Here is a 2,776-nt window from a genome sequence, read left to right as displayed (position 1 = left end):
TATTAATTTGTTTTTATTTGGTTGTATTTATAATGAGTTATTTTGCAATATCATTTAATTTTATTTTCTATATTAGTTTTAAAGCAAATAATATGTAATTTTATAATCTCTGTATAGTTAAACTATAATTAAATATGTATCTAAATGTTTTCATTTTTATATCTTATTGATTTTTATTAATTTAATTCATTGGAGAAAACGATCATAAGTTGATAATTGATAGCCTACATCTATTAATTTTTGATTTATGATCGATTAAAACGATTTTTTAAAATTTATATATATCATTTCACTCACTACAACCTTAACTTATAAAATTTATTCTTTTTTTTAGTTCATACTTTAATCTAATCATCTATATGATGAGAATACTTGTTGTTGGAACTTTTAAATAATTTGTATTTGAATATAATTTAAGCACTGTCATGTTATTTATAAATATAGTTTATCTATGGCTAATAGTTATTAGATATTTTACTTTATTAAAAGTGAGTATTTTTACTTAACTTTATTATTAATGAAATTTTAAGGATTCACTTTTATATGTCGAAACGATTTTATTAAAAAACTGGTACTACTTTTTTCTGTTATTTTTATGATATTGTGTAGTACTGAATTATTAATTTGGATCACTCGAAATAGCTCCTTAATGGAGCTTTTTAATTAGCTACGTAATTGAATAAAGGCTTTGTTATAAATGTTAATTTCCAAAAATGGGCTTTAGTATTTTCTGCTATGTTTTTATTAAATGCTTGTTCTGTACCTGTGTCAAAAAAGATGAATAAAAAAGTCAATGATAAAACAGCGAGTCAAACTAATAATAGTACCGCTATTGTCAATAACCAGAGTAGTATTCCTGCGCGAAATTATATAGAAAAAAGGAATGTTATTTGATGGTATTACTATTGCCTCGTCAAATAATGAATGTGTTGATCGCTTTAATTTTTTAAAAGAAGCGAATACTGCTAAATACCAACAATATTCTAATAATTATAATAAAATTAGCAGAGATTATACGTTTTTAAATGTTAATAAAAATATTATAGATAAAGATTCAAAAGAATTATTATCTATGACGTTGAGCACTAAATTAGATACTTTATGCTCGAAAGTGCAATTCTCTCGTTTTCAACGCGTAAAAGAAAAAGTTAAAGCATTATCAAGTATTTAAATATTATTTATATCTTACCACCTTTAATTGATTGAAGGTGGTTTCTTGTTTTGTGTGTACATGTGAGAGTAAATTAATTATGACACCATTTTCATCCAAGGGAAGGAAAATAATCGCGTGGTGCCTGCTATTAATACAACTATTTTCTCCCTTCTTTTTTTCTTCAATATCAATAACTAGTGCAGTTGAAAATGCTGAGATGGCAGATACTATCTCAGGTATTCAATTCTTAATGAATGATGCAAACGCGAGTAATAATATCGTTACTGAAGATAATACTGCATCCTCATCTCAGGGGAAAACTTCTCTATTTCCTTCTGAACGTTTAAGTTCAGGACATTATCCGTTAGAAACGCCACCAAGTCTTGAAACTAAAGGCAATAGTGCTAATACGATTAATACTATTTTACCTAATTTAGGTGGAGCGGAAACACCACCTGAAGACAACACAGATCAAACTTTAGCTTCAATTGCCAGCCAGGTTGGTAATATTTTAGCAAATAGAAATGCAGTTTATGCTTCAATCGGTTATGCAAAAAATATTGGCGAAGATTTGGTTAACCAGCGACTTAATGATTAGTTAAATCAGTACGCTACTGCCCGTATTTCTATCGGTACTGATAGAAAATTTTCAGGTGATTTTTTATTACCTGTTATTGATAGCATAAATAGTCTGCTTTTTACCCAATTGGGATTAAGAACCAATAAAGACAGAAATATAGCTAAGCGACTTAATTTTAATTACACCATATTGAGTGCGAAAAAAATATCTGTGTCGGTGTCGCATCCGAGCGCTTTTTTTGCATTTAGTTTCTGCCCATTTATGTTCAATTGGATTAAGATCTGGCGAATAGGTAGGCAAATATTCCACCATATGCCCCGCATCGATGATGACTTGTTGAATACTCTGTTTCTTGTGAAAAGTTGCATTATCCATCATGATTACACTGTTTTTAGGAAGTACTGGGATAAGGACTTGGGTGACCCATGCATAGAAAACATCGCTGTTAATATTGATATCAAATAATCCGATAGCAAACAGCGTTGTGCCCAATAAAGCGCCGATAACATTTGTTCTTCCTTTAGCTCCCCAGTTCTTGAGACCAACACACCGTTGACCTTTCGGGGAATAGCCGTGAGTCCGCGGGGTATCGTGTGAAAAACCACTTTCATCAATAAAAACAATATGCTTGCCTTCTTTTTCATACTGTTGTTTTTTTGTTGAAACGTTTGTCGAGTGTTTTCGTCGGCTTTCGGATGACGTAGAGTTTTTTATAGGTCAATCCCATTTTTTTAAGAGCTTGCCAAATGGCCTTCTGACAAACGCCAAAACGCTCTGCACGCTCTTTTTGGTAAGCATCTGGATATTGTTCAACATCTTTTATCAACTCGGATTTATCGATTTTTCGCTGACGCGTAGTCGATGCTTTTGGCTCTATTTGATTAATCCAACGCGATACAGATGCAGAGCCAATCCGAAATTGCTTCGCTGTTTCTCGGATACTCAACCCTTCTTCTTCCATCGTAAATATCACTTTACGTCTAAAATCAATTGAATAGCTCATATAAATAATGTCATCAAAATTAAGTCGCTTAGCTATATTA

Annotated in this window: 5 protein-coding genes; 3 read left to right on the top strand and 2 right to left on the bottom strand. The window is 31.0% G+C overall.

The features are described from left to right. Positions 1-675 precede the first annotated feature (675 nt). The 3 genes from ARSQ2_RS09270 to ARSQ2_RS09260 all read left to right on the top strand — a co-directional run bounded on the left by ARSQ2_RS09270 (position 676) and on the right by ARSQ2_RS09260 (position 1,751). Complete coding sequence (locus ARSQ2_RS09270; RefSeq protein WP_181995122.1) at positions 676-894, top strand: hypothetical protein; 219 nt, start codon at positions 676-678, stop codon at positions 892-894. Beyond that, positions 884-1,171, top strand: a complete 288-nt coding sequence (locus ARSQ2_RS09265; RefSeq protein WP_181995121.1) for a hypothetical protein — start codon at positions 884-886, stop codon at positions 1,169-1,171. Before ARSQ2_RS09270 ends, ARSQ2_RS09265 begins: the two co-directional genes overlap by 11 nt. A gap of 79 nt (positions 1,172-1,250) precedes the next feature. After that, positions 1,251-1,751, top strand: a complete 501-nt coding sequence (locus tag ARSQ2_RS09260; RefSeq protein WP_181995120.1) for a hypothetical protein — start codon at positions 1,251-1,253, stop codon at positions 1,749-1,751. 114 nt (positions 1,752-1,865) lie between these two features. Here ARSQ2_RS09260 and ARSQ2_RS09255 read toward each other — a convergent pair whose 3' ends face one another. Together ARSQ2_RS09255 and ARSQ2_RS09250 are read right to left on the bottom strand one after the other, a co-directional pair. Continuing rightward, positions 1,866-2,447, bottom strand: a complete 582-nt coding sequence (locus tag ARSQ2_RS09255; RefSeq protein ID WP_181995123.1) for an IS630 family transposase — start codon at positions 2,445-2,447, stop codon at positions 1,866-1,868. Further along, on the bottom strand, positions 2,374-2,776 hold a 403-nt coding region (locus tag ARSQ2_RS09250; protein WP_238334287.1), incomplete at its 5' end, for an IS630 transposase-related protein. The genes ARSQ2_RS09255 and ARSQ2_RS09250, both read right to left, overlap by 74 nt.

Source organism: Arsenophonus endosymbiont of Bemisia tabaci Q2 (genome assembly GCF_902713415.1).
Classification (GTDB): domain Bacteria; phylum Pseudomonadota; class Gammaproteobacteria; order Enterobacterales; family Enterobacteriaceae; genus Arsenophonus.
The sequence above is the reverse complement of the archived record's forward strand: the minus strand, read 5'-3'. Positions and strand labels throughout refer to the sequence as shown.